The sequence below is a fragment of the Lysobacter sp. Root76 genome (assembly GCF_001428685.1).
GTDB lineage: Bacteria > Pseudomonadota > Gammaproteobacteria > Xanthomonadales > Xanthomonadaceae > Lysobacter.
On the sequence record NZ_LMIK01000010.1, the window covers coordinates 1 to 14,409 of the forward strand.

At 69.6% G+C, this 14,409-nt stretch carries 11 protein-coding genes and 2 pseudogenes; 6 read left to right on the forward strand and 7 right to left on the reverse strand.

All coding sequences use genetic code 11. The annotated features are described in order from the left end of the window. Window positions 1-315: 315 nt before the first annotated feature. Complete coding sequence (tyrS, locus tag ASE10_RS18320; protein ID WP_056306125.1) at window positions 316-1,566, reverse strand: tyrosine--tRNA ligase; 1,251 nt, start codon at window positions 1,564-1,566, stop codon at window positions 316-318. Window positions 1,567-1,762: 196 nt separating this feature from the next. Here tyrS and ASE10_RS18325 point away from each other — a divergent pair, with 196 nt between their 5' ends. Beyond that, window positions 1,763-3,199, forward strand: coding sequence for a peptidoglycan DD-metalloendopeptidase family protein (locus tag ASE10_RS18325; protein WP_056100991.1), 1,437 nt, complete (start codon window positions 1,763-1,765; stop codon window positions 3,197-3,199). Window positions 3,200-3,219: 20 nt separating this feature from the next. Continuing rightward, the gene (locus ASE10_RS18330; RefSeq protein ID WP_056306127.1) at window positions 3,220-4,362 is read left to right on the forward strand and encodes an anhydro-N-acetylmuramic acid kinase; all 1,143 of its coding nucleotides are present in this window, start codon (window positions 3,220-3,222) and stop codon (window positions 4,360-4,362) included. A gap of 122 nt (window positions 4,363-4,484) precedes the next feature. Here the strand turns inward: ASE10_RS18330 and ASE10_RS21370 are convergent. From ASE10_RS21370 to ASE10_RS18345, 3 genes and pseudogenes are all read right to left on the reverse strand, one after another. Continuing rightward, window positions 4,485-4,703, reverse strand: a pseudogene (locus tag ASE10_RS21370) (hypothetical protein); the annotation flags it as partial. Window positions 4,704-4,777: 74 nt separating this feature from the next. After that, complete coding sequence (locus ASE10_RS18340) at window positions 4,778-6,397, reverse strand: hypothetical protein (RefSeq protein WP_056306130.1); 1,620 nt, start codon at window positions 6,395-6,397, stop codon at window positions 4,778-4,780. Next, window positions 6,387-7,160 carry an exodeoxyribonuclease III gene (locus ASE10_RS18345; protein ID WP_056306132.1) on the reverse strand — a complete coding sequence of 258 codons (774 nt, stop codon included), beginning with the start codon at window positions 7,158-7,160 and terminating at the stop codon, window positions 6,387-6,389. The genes ASE10_RS18340 and ASE10_RS18345 overlap by 11 nt, the downstream gene beginning before the upstream one ends. Before the next feature lie 69 nt (window positions 7,161-7,229). Between ASE10_RS18345 and ASE10_RS18350 the strand changes: the two genes are divergently transcribed. The 3 genes from ASE10_RS18350 to ASE10_RS18360 all read left to right on the forward strand — a co-directional run bounded on the left by ASE10_RS18350 (window position 7,230) and on the right by ASE10_RS18360 (window position 9,257). Then, window positions 7,230-7,778, forward strand: a complete 549-nt coding sequence (locus tag ASE10_RS18350; protein WP_056306807.1) for a GNAT family N-acetyltransferase — start codon at window positions 7,230-7,232, stop codon at window positions 7,776-7,778. After that, a complete protein-coding gene (pyrE, locus tag ASE10_RS18355) occupies window positions 7,775-8,437 on the forward strand; it encodes an orotate phosphoribosyltransferase (protein ID WP_056101003.1) in 663 nt (220 codons plus the stop codon). The genes ASE10_RS18350 and pyrE overlap by 4 nt, the downstream gene beginning before the upstream one ends. 148 nt (window positions 8,438-8,585) lie before the next feature. Then, window positions 8,586-9,257 (forward strand): hypothetical protein, encoded by a 672-nt coding sequence (locus ASE10_RS18360; protein WP_082575545.1) that lies wholly within the window; start codon window positions 8,586-8,588, stop codon window positions 9,255-9,257. Window positions 9,258-9,408: 151 nt separating this feature from the next. Here the strand turns inward: ASE10_RS18360 and ASE10_RS18365 are convergent, their stop codons facing one another. The 3 genes and pseudogenes from ASE10_RS18365 to coaBC form a co-directional block, all read right to left on the reverse strand. Further along, on the reverse strand, window positions 9,409-11,724 hold the full coding sequence (locus ASE10_RS18365) for a phosphomannomutase/phosphoglucomutase (RefSeq protein ID WP_056306136.1): 2,316 nt from the start codon (window positions 11,722-11,724) through the stop codon (window positions 9,409-9,411). Between the two features lie 16 nt (window positions 11,725-11,740). Further along, complete coding sequence (gene dut / locus ASE10_RS18370; RefSeq protein ID WP_056306138.1) at window positions 11,741-12,199, reverse strand: dUTP diphosphatase; 459 nt, start codon at window positions 12,197-12,199, stop codon at window positions 11,741-11,743. Continuing rightward, a pseudogene (gene coaBC / locus ASE10_RS18375) lies at window positions 12,196-13,415 on the reverse strand (bifunctional phosphopantothenoylcysteine decarboxylase/phosphopantothenate--cysteine ligase CoaBC). The gene dut and the pseudogene coaBC overlap by 4 nt, the downstream one beginning before the upstream one ends. A 150-nt stretch (window positions 13,416-13,565) precedes the next feature. Here coaBC and radC point away from each other — a divergent pair. Beyond that, complete coding sequence (gene radC, locus ASE10_RS18380) at window positions 13,566-14,240, forward strand: DNA repair protein RadC (RefSeq protein WP_055904952.1); 675 nt, start codon at window positions 13,566-13,568, stop codon at window positions 14,238-14,240. Window positions 14,241-14,409: the final 169 nt, after the last annotated feature.

Below are 14,409 nucleotides of genomic sequence, written 5' to 3' on the forward strand. Positions count from 1 at the left end.
CCGTCCTCGTCACCAAAGTGCCCGAGGGAGCCGCACATCTTACAGCAGATTTCGCGACCGTCAACACCCTGCGAAACCTTTTTTCTTACCGCTTCCCGACTTCCGTTCAGGCCGTTCGGCCGTCCCGTCTAGTGGGCCGCGCATCTTACAGCAGGCTTCGAATTCGTCAACCGATTTCGCCACCGCTTTCGCTGCGCCCCGCGTCGATCAGTAAAGCGTCTCAGCGGGGCGCGCATTGTGCACATGCACAACGGATTTGGGAAGAGCGTTTTCGCGATTTCCTTAAAGTTTTTCGCGAAATCTTTTGCGCAAGCGTCAGCCGGCGAGCAAACGCACGCGCACGACGCGCTTGCCCACCGCGAGCAGGCCGTCGAAACCGGCGATGAAGGAGCGCTGCGGGTCTTCGATCAACTCGTTGTCGACGCGCACGGCGCGCTCCTTGAGCTTGCGGTTGGCCTCGGAATTGCTGGGCGTGAGTCCGGCCGCGGTAAGCAGGGCGGCGATGCGCAGCCCTTCCACGGCAACGGCTATTTCCCGCGCTTCCAGCAGGTCCCGGTCGACGCCGGCGCCGCGCGAGGCATTGATGTTCTGCCACGCCAGTACGGCGCGCCGGGCCGCGTCGCTGCCGTCGAAACGCGCGGCGAACTCTTCGGCCAGGCGCAGCTTGATGCCGGTCGCGAACGCGCCCTGGCGGTCGTCGCCCTCCATCGCGTCGTACTGCGCCCGCAGCTCGCGCGCATCGGCCGGACCGATGTCGAAGCTGAGCAATTCGATCCAGCGCCACATCAGGGCGTTGTCGATGCGCATGGTCTTCTGGACGATGTCGATCGCCGGTTCGTTGATGCCGATGTAGTTGCCCAGCGATTTGGACATCTTGGCCACGCCGTCCAGCCCTTCCAGCAAGGGCATGGTCAACACGATCTGGGCCGGCTGGCCGTGGTGTTCCTGCAGGCCGCGGCCCATCAGCAGATTGAACTTCTGATCGGTGCCGCCGAGCTCGACGTCGCACTCCAGCGCGACCGAGTCGTAGCCCTGCACCAGGGGATACAGGAATTCGTGGATCGCGATCGACTGCTGGGCGGCGTAGCGCTTGGCGAAATCGTCGCGTTCGAGCATGCGCGCGACCGTGTGCTGGCCGGCCAGCTTGATCATGTCGGCCGCGCTCATCCTGCCGAACCACTCGGAGTTGAAGCGGACCTCGGTCTTGTCGCGGTCCAGGACCTTGAACACCTGGTCGGAGTAGGTCTGGGCGTTGGCCAGCACGTCCTCGCGGGTCAGCGGCTTGCGGGTGACGTTCTTGCCGGTCGGGTCGCCGATCATTCCGGTGAAGTCGCCGATCAGGAAGATCACCTGATGCCCCAGGTCCTGGAACTGCCGCATCTTGTTGAGCAGGACGGTATGGCCCAGGTGCAGGTCGGGGGCGGTCGGGTCGAAGCCGGCCTTGATCCGCAGGGGGCGGCCGAGCTTGAGACGGGCCTCGAGCTCGTCGAGCTTGAGGATCTCGTCGGTGCCGCGGCGGATCAGGTCTAGGGCGTCTTGGACGGAGGCGGGGCTGGAAGCGGACAAAGGGAGGGCTCGCGTGGCGGACGCGGACGCCGAATTGCGACCGCGGTCTATGAATGGAGTTAACAGGGAGTTAAAACTTACCGCAATGACCTGCGGACAAAAACCCTATTCAGGTCAAGGGTTTGACGCACGTTGCTCGCATGTCTATGGTAACGCCGCTACGCAGCCTTCACACCTTTTGCAGGGGATTCCATCGATGACCGCACCCGATTCCGGTTCGGACCGGCGCGAACGCCTGAAGGCACTGCGTGAGGCCGCTCTGCACCGACCGGTGCTGGCACGTCATCTTTCCGATGGATTCACCGGCCGCTGGTCGCGCCGCCAATGGGTGCAGGCCAGCCTGTTCGCGACCATGGGCATGCTGGTGCTGGCGATCGTGCCGGGCTTCAGCCCGGGCAACGCCAAGCCGCTGCACGCCGCGCGCCAGTCGCTGGCCTTGGCGCTGCCGCCGCTTCCGCTGGCGCGCGCCAAGGGCCAGACCGGCGACAGCTGGCAGCTGGTGCGGGTCGACCGCGGCCAGACCCTGGGCTCGGTGTTCAAGCAATTGGACATCCCGACCGCGACCATGCAGCAGATCCTCGAGCAGCCGGGCGCCAAGCAGGCGCTGACCCGGATGAAGCCGGGCACCGAACTGGCCTTCGACATGCCGGTCAACGGCACGCTGCGCAGCTTCCGCTACGACCGCGACGACAGCCATCAGATCGAACTGAGCCTGGACGGCGGCAAGATCTACCAGAAGGTGATCGCGCGCCCGAGCGAAACCCGCACCGTGGTGCTCAGCGGCAAGGTCGGTTCTTCGTTGTTCCGCTCGGCGCGCAAGGTCGGCCTGAGCCCCAACAACATCCGCACGCTGACCGACGACATCTTCAAGTACGACATCGACTTCAACGAAGACGTCGGCGCCAACGACCGCTTCAGCGTGGTGGTCGAGCAGACCTGGCGCGAAGGCGAGCTGGTCAGCACCGGCCCGGTGCTGGCGGCGACCTTCACCAGCGACGGCAAGCTGCACACCGGCTTCCGTTTCGAGCGCAACGGCAAATCCGAGTACTTCACCGGCGACGGCCGTCCGCTGAAGAAGAGCTTCATCCGCATGCCGATCCCGTACGCGCGCCTGAGCTCGGGCTTCGGCGCACGCCGCCACCCGGTGCTGGGCCGCATGCGCATGCACAAGGGCGTGGACTACGCGGCCGGCAGCGGCACCCCGATCATGGCCGCCGGCGACGCGCGGGTGCAGACGGCCGGCTGGATGGGCGGCTACGGCAACGCGGTGGTCCTGGACCACGGCCGCGGCTACACCACGCTGTACGGGCACATGTCGCGGATCGGCAAGATCCGTCCGGGCCAGCGCATCGCCCAGGGCACGGTGATCGGCTACGTCGGCAGCACCGGCATGTCGACCGGCCCGCACCTGCATTACGAATTCCGGGTCAACGGCGTGCACCGCAATCCGCTGTCGATCACCATGCCGCCGCCGGAGCCGCTGAGCGGTGCGGCGCTGGCGCAGTTCCGCTCGCAGACCGGTGTCGCGCTGGCGCGCATCCGTCAGGTCGAGAACATCATCTACGCCGACGCCACGCCGACCCCGAACCCGATGTCGCGCGCGCTGGCCACCAAGAAGAAGACCAAGGCCTGAGGCCTGACCTGAGGCCTGAAGTGCCCGCAAACACGCAGGCCCCCGCCGCGGGGCTGTTCGTCGGCCTGATTTCCGGCACCAGCGCAGACGGCATCGACGCCGCGCTGGTGCGTTTCGACTCCGCGCAGCATTGCGAACTGGTCCTGGGCCGCACCTACCCGTGGCAGGACGCGCTGCGCGCGCGCCTGGTCGCGCTGGGCCAGGGCGGCGACGCGCAGTCGCTGGAAGAACTGGGCACGCTCGACGTGCAGATCGCCGACGCCTTCGCCGAGGCCGCGCTGGCCTTGCTGGACGAAGCCGGGGCCGGCGCCGCCGACGTCAATGCGATCGGCTCCCACGGCCAGACCGTGCGCCACCGCCCCGAGGGCGCGTTCTACGACGGCCGCCATCCCTTCACCTGGCAGCTTGGCGACGGTCACCGCATCGCCGAGCGCTGCGGCATCGCCACGGTCGCCGACTTCCGCCGCCGCGACGTCGCCGCCGGCGGTCACGGCGCGCCGCTGGTGCCTGCCTTCCACGCCGCCCAGCTGCGCGCGGCCGACGAGGACCGCGCGGTGCTGAACCTGGGCGGGATCGCCAACTACACCCTGCTGCCGGCCAGCGGCGCGGTGCGCGGCTTCGACACCGGCCCGGCCAACTGCCTGATGGACGCCTGGCACCTGCTGCACCGCGGCGGCGCCTACGATGCCGACGGCGAGTTCGCCGCACAGGGCGAGTCCGATCCGGAACTACTGGCGCGCCTGCTCGACGAGCCCTGGTTCGCGCTGCCGCCGCCCAAGAGCACCGGCCGCGAGCACTTCCACCTCGACTGGGTGCGCTCGCGCCTGAGCGGCGACGAGCGCGTCGAGGACGTGCAGGCGACCCTGCTGGAGCTGAGCGCGATCACCATCGCCGACGCCCTGCGCGCGCAGCAGCCCGGCACGCGCCGGGTGCTGGCCTGCGGCGGCGGCGTGCGCAATGCGCAGCTGCTGGGGGCGATCGCCGCGCAATTGCCGGACGTCGTATTGGAGTCCACCGCGGCCTACGGCCTGGATCCGGATTTCGTCGAAGCCATGGCCTTCGCCTGGCTGGCGCGGCAGACCCTGGCCGGCTTACCCGGCAACCTGCCCAGCGTGACCGGCGCGCGCGGTCCGCGCGTGCTCGGCGTGGTTTATCCAGCCTGATTCTTGCCGGAAGGCACTTCGTCGATCAGTTTTTGCAGGTCGGCGTCGATCTGGCTCACGCCCGCATGGCCCCACTCGCCCTCGTCGACCGGACGCGGCGCGCGCCCGATCAGGGAATAGCCCGGATCGCTGGGCACGCTTTCCAGGGCCATGATCGCGGCCTTCAGAGCGCTGGCATCGGTATCGCTGAAGCGTGCGGCCATTTCGGTCTCGCAGGCGAACAGGCCGTGCTCCAGCAGGTGCATCAGCGCTTCGTCCGGGGACCAGTTGCGGGCCTCGGCGACCCGGCGGATGCGTTCGGCCAGCACCGGGTCGATGTCGTGCAGGACAATATCGGTCATCGCCGCACTTTACCTCAGCAAACCGTGGGTTTTGTGCATGAACGTCGGTGAATCGTGAGCGCGGTCGCGAGCGTTCAGGCGACGGTGGCCGGCGCCGCCACCGGACGCCGCATCACCAGCAGCAGGCATAGCAACAGCGCCGGAATGCCGATCAAGGCGGTGCCGATGAAGAACAGCGAATACGCCTCCAGCAAGGTGCGGCCGGTTTCCAGGTGCTCCACCGCGAGCCCCGACAAGCCCTTGAGGAACTTGCCGGGCATGGCATAGAACGAACTCAGCAGGGCGTACTGGGTGGCGGTGTAGCCCACGCTGGTCAGGCTGGACATGTAGCCGACCAGGGCCACGCCGGCGTAGCCGTTGCTGAAGTTGTCGATCGCCATGACGATCGCGAACACGGTCGGGTCGCTGCCGTGCAGGGCCAGGTAAGCGAAGGCCAGGTTGGAGGCCGGACCCAGCACCGCGCCCACCAGCAGGGTCGGGACGAAGCCGAAGCGGATCGCGCTCAGGCCGGCCGCAGCGATGCCGACGATGGTCGCGATCATCCCGACTGAGACGCGCACCGCACCCACGGTCTCCTTGCCCACCCCCAGGTCGGCGTAGAACGGGTTGGCCATCGGCCCGAGCACGAAGTCGGGCAGCCGGTACAGGCTGATCGCCAGCAGCATGAGCAAAGCCCACTTTCCGTGGGTGCGCAGGAACATCAGCAGCGGGCCGAGCACCGCATCGAAGAAGCGCAGCAGCGGCCGCACCAGCGGCCGCGACCAGGTCGCCTCGTGCACCGGCTGGCCGCCCTGGGGTCGGCGCATCAGCAGCCACAGCACCAACGCCACGCCGCCGGCGAACACGGCGTCGAGATAGCTCCAGTCGGCGTCCCAGAAGTTGTGCTTGGCGACCTGGTAGGCCACCGCGAGCACGCCGATCGCCAGGGCCGCGAGCCAGCGCACCACCATCGCGTCGGACACGCCGAGCTTTTCGTCGGCCGCATCGACGATCTCGATCACCGGTTCGGGGTCGGCCAGGCGCGCCTCGCGCGCCAGGAACACCGCGACCATACCCACGCCCAGCAGCAGTGCCATGATCTCGTACGAAACCGCCCAGCCCACGCGCGCGGCCATGATCAGGATCAACGCATCGGTTACTTGCAATGCGGCGCGGTAGCCCAGCGCGCCGCTCGCGGTCAGCAGGCCCTGCTGCTCGTTGCTGTCGGCGCTTTCGATGCGCCAGGCGTCGATCACGATGTCCTGGGTTGCCGAGGCGAACGCGACCACCAACGCCAGCGCGCCGAATACCAGCAGGTGGTTCAGCGCCACCCCGCCTAGCACCAGCTCGCCCTTGTGCGGTTCGACCAGGGCCATGCCCAGCAGCGCGGCGCTGGCGACGATCTGCGACAGCAGCATCCAGCCGCGGCGGCGCCCGAGCCAGCGCCCGAACAGCGGCGCATAGGCCTTGTCGACCAGCGGCGCCCACAGGAATTTCAGCGAGTACGCCAGCCCGACCCAGGACAGGAAGCCGATCGTCGACAGCTCGATCGCGTTCTCGCGCATCCAGTACCCGAGCGTGTTGCCGACCAGGTAGATCGGGATGCCCGAGCTGAAGCCCAGCAGCAGCATCGCCAGCACCTTGGGCTCGCGCAGGCTCTTGAGCACCTGCCGCCAGCCCGGGCGCGGCTTCGCCGCGGCGGCGTCAGAGCTCATAGTCGACGATGAACGGGGCGTGGTCGGAGAAACGCGGTTCCTTCTGGATCGCCCAGCCGCGCAGGCGGTCGCGCAGGCCCGGGGTCACCAGCTGGTAGTCGATGCGCCAACCCACGTCGTTGCCGCGCGCGCCGCCGCGGTTGCTCCACCAGGTGTAGTCCTGGCCTTCGGTATTGAGCGCGCGGTAGGCGTCGACCCAGCACTTGTCGCCGTCGCACAGGCCGTTCAGCCACTCGCGCTCGGGCGGCAGGCAGCCGGAGTTCTTCTGGTTGCTGGTCCAGTTCTTGATGTCCAGGCGGCTGCGCACGATGTTCCAGTCGCCGCACAGCACGTATTCGCGGCCGCTGCGCAGCCACTCGTCCAGCTTGGGCTTGAGCCAGTCCATAACCTCGAACTTGAAGCCCTGGCGCAGCTCGCCCGAGGAACCGGACGGGATGTAGAACGAAACGACGCTGAGATTGCCGAAACGTGCCTCGATGTAGCGGCCTTCGTCGTCGAACGGCGCCCAACCCATCGCGGTGCGGACCTCGTCCGGTTCGCGCTTGGAGTAGATCGCGACGCCGCTGTAGCCCTTCTTGGTGATCGCGTCGCGGAAGTAGGCGCGGTAGCCCTCGGGCAGAAATGCCGGGCCGGTGAGCTGGTGCTCCTGGGCCTTGGTTTCCTGGATGCACAGCACGTCGGCGTTCTGGGTGCGGAACCAGTCGAAGAAGCCCTTGGTGGCCGCCGAACGCAGGCCGTTGGCATTGAAGCTGATGATGCGCATGCGCACTCCGGAGCGTAATGCGGCCGATCATAGCAATGGCCCGGGCGCCGGTGGCCTATCATGCCGGGCATGTCAGTAGTCCCCGCCGCGACCGCGACCGTCCGCGTCGTCCCCATCGACGACGCGCTCGCCGATGCGGTGCGCGCGCTGCGGGTCGCGCCCGAGCAGCTGCAGTTCGTCGGCGAGACCGCGTTCAACCTCGACGACACCCGCCGCGATCCGTCCAGCGAGGCGATGGCGGTGTTGGCCGGCGACCAGGTGATCGGTTTCTACCGGCTCGACTTCCATCCCGAGGCGGTCGGCGGCCGCGCCTTCGACGAGCTCAGCGTGGGCCTGCGCGCGGTGGTGATCGACCGCGAGCGCCAGGGCCGCGGCTACGGCGCCCAGGCCATGGACGCCTGTTGCGACGACCTGCGCCGGCGCCACCCGCAGCTTCGACTGCTGGCATTGACGGTCAACTGCCGCAATCTCGCCGCGATCGCCGCCTATCGGCGCTCCGGCTTCGTCGACACCGGCGAACTGTTCCTGGGCGGCGCCGCCGGCCCGCAGCACCTGATGCTGCGCCGACTGCAGCCGCCCGCCACCGATCGATCAACCGCCCCCAGCACGCCCCCATGACCGACCACCGCACCCGCTTCCTCCAGCTCGCCCTGCGCGCCGACGCCCTGCGCTTCGGCGAGTTCACCCTCAAGTCCGGCCGCAGCAGCCCGTATTTCTTCAACGCCGGCCGCTTCGACACCGGCGCCGCGCTGGCCGAACTGGCCGGCTGCTACGCCGACGCCATCGACGCCCACGGCCTGGGCTTCGATCTGCTGTTCGGGCCGGCCTACAAGGGCATTCCGTTGGCGACCGCGCTGGCCTGCGAGTACGCGCGCCGCGGCCGCGACCTGCCGCTGGCGTTCAACCGCAAGGAAGCCAAGACCCACGGCGAGGGCGGCAGCCTGATCGGCGCGCCGCTGGCCGGCCGCCGCGTGCTGATCGTCGACGACGTGATCACCGCCGGCACCGCGATCCGCGAAGCGCTGGCGATCATCGCCGATGCCGGCGGTAGCGCGGCCGGCATCGTGATCGCGCTGGACCGTCAGGAAGCCGTCGACCCGGCCACATCGCGACGCTCGGCGGCAGAAACTGTCGCAATCGAACAAGGCCTGCCGGTGATCGCCGTCGCCAGCCTCGCCGACCTGCTCGCCTTCACCGGCGAAAGCGCCGAGTTCGGCGCCCAGCGCGAGCGCCTGCTCGACTACCGGGAGCGCTACGGCAGCCGCGCCGAGGCTTGAATCCTGCAGCCGCGCGTCCGGCCGATCGGCCCAGCCAGGCGCGTGGGCGGAATCGTGACAGCGGTTGCACGCGCGAGGTGCTTGTATGGCCCGACTCTTGCGTCAGTTCTGTCCCATGACCCATGCATCGCGATGGCAGGGAGCCGACATGAACCCGAAGCCCCAGACGTTTAAGACCCGGACCCTGCTGACGGGCGCCGTGCTGCTGGCCCTGGCGGCGACCGCCGCGGTCGCGCAGGACGCCCCGAAGAAGAAGCTCTACTGCTGGAACGAGAACGGCCGCAAGGTCTGCGGCGACGCCCTGCCGGCCAGCGCGGTCGACAGCGCGCGCACCGAGTTCAGCGCCAAGAGCGGCCTGGCCACCGCCCAGGTCGCACGCGCGCTGACCGCCGAGGAGCGCGCCGCCGCCGCCGCCCAGGCCGAAGTCGTGCGCATCGCCGCCATGGCCGAAGAAGCCAAGGTCCGTCGCGACATCGCCATGGCCCAGTCCTACGCCACCGAGGCCGATCTGCGGCGCGCGTTCCAGGAACGCATCGCGGTGATGGACGAAACCGTGAAGGCCTCGCAGTTGGGCGTCCAGGGCCGCCGCCAGAGCCTGCTCAGCCTGCTGCGCAAGGCCGGCGAAGAAGAACTCAACGGCAAGCCGGTGCGCGGCAGCCTGTCCGACAACATCCGCAACCAGCACGCCGAACTGTTGCGCCAGCAGAGCATCCTGGCCCAGCAGAAAGCCGAGCGCGCCACCATCGACGAAGACCTGACCGCGGCGCTGCAGCGCTACACCACGATGAAGGCCGCCGAGGCGGCGCGCGCGGGCGGTTGATGCGGCCCGCATCGCGTGAGCGGATGCGGATGCGGCTTGAGTAAGTCGACCGACCGAAGGCGCCCGCGGATTCCTCGGTGCCGAAAGCAAAACGCCCGGCCTAGGCCGGGCGTTTGCGTTTTTAGCGGTGCCGGCGCGGCCGGCCCCACGATCAGAAGGGCAGGTTGAGCGTCGGGTCCACCGCCAGCAGCTGGCTGCGGAACGCGGCCTGGATGCGGCCCAGCGATTCGCGCGAGTCGGCGTCGAAGCGCAGCACCAGGATCGGCGTGGTGTTGGACGCGCGCACCAGGCCCCAGCCGTCGGCGTAATCCACGCGCAGGCCGTCGATGGTCGACAGGCGCGCGCCCTCGAACTGGGCCTGCTTGAGGAAGCGCTCGACGAAGGCATGCGGGTCGCCGTCCGGCGCTTCGACCTTGATCTCGGCCGTGGACACGCCGTCGGGCAGCGCGTTCAGGGTTTCGCTGGCGTTCTGCGGGCGGGCGGCGAGGATTTCGAGCAGGCGCGCGGCGGCGTAGATGCCGTCGTCGAAGCCATACCAGCGCTCCTTGAAGAAGAAGTGGCCGCTCATCTCGCCGGCCAGTTCGGCGTCGGTCTCGCGCATCTTGGCCTTGATCAGCGAGTGGCCGGTCTTCCACATCAGCGGGCTGCCGCCATGGCGCAGGATGTGGCCGGGCAGACGGCCGGTGCACTTCACGTCGTAGATGATCATCGCGCCGGGGTTGCGTTCGAGCACGTCGGCGGCGAACAGCATCAGCAGGCGGTCGGGGAAGATGTTCTGGCCGTCGCGGGTCACCACGCCCAGGCGGTCGCCGTCGCCGTCGAAGGCCACGCCCAGGTCGGCGTCCAGTCGCTGCACCATCTTGATCAGGTCGGCGAGGTTGTGCGGCTCGCTCGGGTCCGGATGGTGATTGGGGAAGTGGCCGTCGATGTCGCAGTACAGCGGCGTGACTTCGGCGCCGATCGCGCTCAGCACGCGCGGGCCGATGTCGCCGGCGACGCCGTTGCCGGCGTCGACCACGACCTTGAGCGGGCGGTCGATCTGGACGTCGGACGCGATGCGCTGGACGTAGTCCTCGCCGATCTCGCGCTCCGACAGCGAGCCCAGGTCGCCCAGGTGCAGGCGGTCGTCGGCGATGCGGGCGTAGAGGTCGGTGATGGCGTCGCCGGACAGGGTCTCGCCGCCGATCACGATCTTGAAGCCGTTGTAGTCGGGCGGATTGTGGCTGCCGGTGACCGAGACGCAGGAACCGGCACGCAGGTGGTAGGCGCCGAAATAGATCACCGGCGTCGGCGCCATGCCGATGTCGATGACGTTGCGCCCGGCCTTGCGCAGGCCGGCGATCAGGCCTTCGACCATGGCCGGGCCGGACAGGCGGCCGTCGCGGCCGACGACGATGTCGCTCAGGCCCTGGTCGTGCATCAGCGAACCGATGGCATGGCCGATCAGCTCGGCGACGCCGGTGTCGAGGGTCTTACCGACCACGCCGCGGATGTCGTAAGCGCGGAAGATGCTGCGGTCGATCGCGACCGCCTTGACCGGCAGCGGCGCCTTGACGTCGATCGGCAGCTCGATCGGCGGCGGTACTGGCTGCTGCTCCATCGCCTCGGTCAGGGTCTGGTCGGGGCCTTCCTCTTCCACCACGACCGCCGCGCCGCGCCGCATCTTGGGCGCGCGCCAGGCCAGCAGGCCCAGCAGCGCCAGGATGCCGGCGGCGCCGAAGCAGCCGACCGCGCCCAGGCCCAGCGGGCCGCCGGCGACGTCGGGGATGGCGGCGGCGATGCGCAGATCGCTGTCGGGAATCTTGGCCGCGAGCGCTTCGGCGCCGTCGGCGAGCGCGGCGTCGCCGCGTTCGACCACGCTGTAGCCGCCCTGGCGCAGCGCCAGATAGGTGTCGCCGGACACCGAGGCGCCCTCGATGCCCTGGCTCACGCGCTGCAGCGGCAGGCGCAGGAAGGCCACGCCCACCGTCTGCTGGCCGGCGCGCGCCGGCGCGGCCAAGGCCAGCGAGGGCTGGGCGCCGTCGCGTGCGATCCAGGCCACCGGCTTGTCGTTGGCGATCGCCGCTTCCATCGCGGCGAGGCGGCCGTAACCGCCCTTGGGCAGGGCGGCGTATTCGGCGGCCAGGTCGCTGCTCAGGACCGCCGCGTCGCTGGCGCCGGGCCAGTCCTTGCCGAGTTCGCGTGCCGCCGCGGCCAGATCGCCCGCGCCCAGCGCGGTCTGCACCGGCGCCGAAGCCAGGCGTTCGTCGAGGCGCTTGAGTTCGCCGGCCAGACCGGTCTTGGCGGCCTCGACGGCGGCGTCGCGGGCGCGCTCGATGCCGGTGCGGCGTGCATTGTCGCGATGCTGTTGCCAGCCGCTCCAGGCGAACCATGCCGCCAACAGCACGCACAAGGCGATCGCAACCGGTCGTAGCGGTTTGAGTTGCTCGGCCGACAGCTGCGGCCGCTCGATCTTCAGATCCACCATCGTTCCGTTCCTTTGATCAGCGCACGCCGGTGTGGCCGAAGCCGCCGGCCCCGCGCGCGCTGGATTCGAATTCTTCGACCACCTGCAGCGTAGCCCGTACGATCGGCAGTACGACCAGCTGCGCGATGCGATCCCCCGGCTGCATCGTAAAAGCCTCGCGTCCGCGATTCCACACGCTGATCAGCAAGGGGCCCTGATAGTCAGCGTCGATCAGGCCGGTGCCGTTGCCGAGCACGATGCCGTTTTTGTGACCCAGGCCCGATCGCGGCAGGATCACCGCGCACAGCGTGGGGTCGCCGAGATGGATCGCCAGCCCCGACGGCACCAGCGCGGTGTCGCCCGGAAGCAGGACCAGCGACTGATCGAGCGCCGCGCGCAGGTCGAGACCGGCGCTGGCGGCGGTCGCGTACTGCGGCAGCGGCCATTCGTCGCCGAAGCGCGGGTCGAGGATTTTCAGTTCGAGAGTGTGGTTCATGCGTTGCGCAGGCGTTCGGCGATCAGGTCGAGCAGCTCGTCGGCGAGCCGGGTCTTGGGCGCGGGCCCGAGCGCGCGCTCGCCGCCGGCCCAGTACACGGTCAGGGCGTTGTCGTCGCTCTCGAAGCCGCTGCCGGGCACGCCGACGCGGTTGGCGGCGATCAGGTCGAGCTTCTTCTTCTCCAGCTTGTCGCGCGCGTAGCGTTCGACGTCGTTGGTTTCCGCGGCGAAGCCGACCACCAGGCGCGGGCGCGCGGCATGCACGGCGACCTCGGCCAGGATGTCGGGCGTGCGCACCAGTTCCAGGGCGAAGCGCGCTTCGTTCTTCTTGATCTTGCCCGGCGCAACCTGGACCGGAGTGTAATCGGCGACCGCGGCGGCGCCGATGTAGGCGTCGGCCGGCAGCCCCGCCAGCACCGCCTCGCGCATCTGCGCGGCCGAGCGCACATCCGTGCGAACGACCCCGGCCGGGGTCGGCAGCGACACCGGGCCGGCGACCAGCCGCACTTGCGCACCGCGCCGGGCGGCGGCTTCGGCGATCGCGAACCCCATCTTGCCGCTGCTGCGGTTGCCGATGAAACGCACCGGATCGATGTCCTCGTAGGTCGGCCCGGCGCTGATCAGCAGACGCAGGCCCTGCAGGCTGGCCACGCTCATGGCGCGACCTGGGCCAGCGCGGCGACGATGTCGTTGGGTTCCATCAGCCGCCCGGGGCCGGATTCGGGTTCGGCCATCGGCCCGTCCATCGGCCCTAGCAAGCGCACCCCGCGCGCGCGCAGCGTGGCGACGTTGGCCTGGGTGGCCGGATGCGCCCACATGCGGTGGTTCATCGCCGGCGCAATGGTCAGCGGAGCCTCGGTGGCCAGGCACAGGGTGGTGATCAGGTCGTCGGCGAAACCGTGCGCGAGCTTGGCGATCATGTCGGCGGTGGCCGGCGCGATCAGCACCCGTTGTGCCCAGCGCGCCAGTTCGATGTGGCCCATCGAGGCTTCGGCCTCGGCATCCCAGAGCGAAGTCCGCACCGGCTGGCCGGACAGGGCCTGGAAGGTCGCGGTGCCGACGAAGCGGGTCGCGTTCTCGGTCATGGCCACGCGCACGTCGGCGCCGGCATCGCGCAGGCGGCGCACCAGCTCGGCGGCCTTGTAGGCGGCGATGCCGCCGCAGACGCAAAGCAGCAGGTGCTGGCCTTGCAGGGAGGGTGGCGCGTCTAGTGCCATGTTCGGCTTCGGGTCCAGGTGCGGCGGTGCGGCTCCGGCGTTCGCAGGCTGCCCGTAAGGGAATTCCTACGCCGGAACGAGGCCCTAGCTTACCCGATGCACCCGCAACGCCCGATCGCCGCGCCCCGCACGCGGCGCCAAGCTGCGGCCATGCGTATCCAAGAATGGCCCAGCGCGGAACGGCCCCGCGAAAAACTCCTGGCGCGCGGCGCCGGCGCCCTCTCAGACGCCGAGTTACTGGCGATCTTCCTGGGCTCCGGCCTGCGCGGGCACGATGCGGTCGCCACCGCGCGCAACTTGCTGAACGCGCACGGCCCGCTGCGCGCCCTGCTCGAATGCAGCCCGGCCCAGTTGCTGCGCCTGCCCAGCCTGGGCCCGGCCCGCGCCTGCATCCTGGCCGCCGCTTTGGAACTGGCCAGCCGGCACCTGTCGGCCCAGCTCGAGCGCGGCGAGGTCCTGACCGATCCCGGCGCCGCCGGGCGCTATTTCGCCCAGCGTCTGCGCGGGCGGCCGCACGAGGTGTTCGCGGCCCTGTTCCTGGACACCAGCCACCGCGCGATCGCGTTCGAGGAGCTGTTCCGCGGCACCATCGATGGTGCCGAAGTGCACCCGCGCGAAGTAGTCCGGCGTGCGCTGATACACAACGCCGCCGCGGTGATCGTCGGCCACAACCACCCCAGCGGCAATCCCGAGCCCAGCGCCGCCGACCGCGCCGTGACCCTGCGCCTGCGGAATGCCCTGAACCTGGTCGATACCCGTCTGCTGGACCACTTCGTGATCGCCGACGGACCGCCGGTATCGATGGCGGCGCGCGGCATGGTCTGAGGTCGGCAGGTCCGGGGTCGGCGGCGCATGCCCGCGGCCCCGAGGCGTCGCGCCGCTCCGACCCGGGGCGGACCTCGTCGCGACGCTACGGGCGAGGCGTCGCGGCGGCGTCCGCCGCCCGCCTGCGGGGCCGCCCTCGCGTACAATGGCCGATCCGCAGCACCCCGCA